This is a genomic window from Pseudomonas sp. GM33 (assembly GCF_000282295.1).
GTDB lineage: Bacteria > Pseudomonadota > Gammaproteobacteria > Pseudomonadales > Pseudomonadaceae > Aquipseudomonas > Aquipseudomonas laurylsulfatiphila.
Window position 1 is genome coordinate 1 of record NZ_AKJO01000196.1, and the last position, 1,250, is coordinate 1,250.

The following is a 1,250-nucleotide window of genomic DNA, read 5'->3' on the forward strand; positions in this document are numbered from 1 at the left end:
TGTTCTGGTCAAGTTTTGCCGGACACCATTTACGGTGATCAAGCCGCCTGCTGCTCCATGGCTATCGGCGACAGGTATTTGTTGTAGCTATGGAGCCTAATTCGGTTGTATCGCATGAAGAAGCTGGTCATATCTCGCCTGGCTTCTTCAATTTCCTTGTAGCCCTTGGTGGGTACCCACTCTGACTTGAGTGTCCCAAAGAATCGCTCCGTTGGAGCGTTGTCCCAGCATTGCCCTCTGCGGCTCATGCTTTGCGTTATCCCGTGCTCAAGCAGCTCGGACTGGAAGCGCTGGCTGGTGTATTGGCAGCCTTGATCTGAATGAAACATCAAGCCCGTATGCTTGCCTCGAACCCCCACCGCCATCCTCAGCGCCCTGCTAACCAGGTTGGCGTCATTGATCAGAGAAAACGCCCAACCAACGATCCGGCGGGCGAACAGATCAATCACGACTGCCAGGTGGTACCAGCGCTTTGCGACCAACAAGCTGGTAACGTCGCCGCACCAGACCTGGTTTATTGAGGTCGGCTCGAAGTTGCGCTCGAGCAGGTTCTTGACCACAAAAGCTTCGACGCCTCTGGAGCGATACTGATGCCTGCGGCGCTGTCGGCTGGCCAGATTTGCCTCCTCCATGAGTTTTCCGGCCAGATACCGTCCTACCTTGAGCTGCTGGGCCTTCAAATGCTCAGAGAGCATTCTCGCGCCTACGCTTCCCCGGCTTTCAATATGCAATTGCACGACTTTGGCTCTGAGCGCGTCACGCTTGGTATTCGGCGCTGAACGGCGGCGAAGCCAGTCGTAAAACGCGCTACGGGATACGTTCAGCGCACTGCAAAGCAGGCTAGTCGGATACGAGCCTGACTCCCTCAGCTCCTCGATCAGGAAAAACGATCGGGATCCGACATCAAGAGAGCCGTAGCCTTTTTTAAGATTTCAGCCTCGGTCTCCAGACGCTTGACCTTGGCTCGCAGCTGTTGGAGCTCTCGCTGTTCGTCGCTGATGGCCTTGGTGCCGGCTAGTGGCTGGCCTTTCTGACGCTCTTTGCGAACCTGATCAACCCAGCGGCGCAGAGCCGTAGGGCCGACATCCATCGACGCACAGACATCAGTAATTGAGCAGTTGTCATCAAGAACCATGCTCGCAGCACGTTGCTTGAACTCGCGGGTGTAGGTCTTTCGTTCTTGCATGGAACCTCCTGATTGGGCGAATCATATCGCCCTTAAGAAGTGTCCGGGATCATTAGGCCAGTTC

At 55.6% G+C, this 1,250-nt stretch carries 2 protein-coding genes; both read right to left on the reverse strand.

Annotated features, from left to right (window positions below; all coding sequences use genetic code 11):
* Positions 1-38 precede the first annotated feature (38 nt).
* Positions 39-881, reverse strand: a complete 843-nt coding sequence (locus PMI26_RS0130040; protein ID WP_033048531.1) for an IS3 family transposase — start codon at positions 879-881, stop codon at positions 39-41.
* Complete coding sequence (locus PMI26_RS32100) at positions 878-1,186, reverse strand: transposase (protein WP_007981026.1); 309 nt, start codon at positions 1,184-1,186, stop codon at positions 878-880. Before PMI26_RS32100 ends, PMI26_RS0130040 begins: the two co-directional genes overlap by 4 nt.
* Positions 1,187-1,250 lie beyond the last annotated feature (64 nt).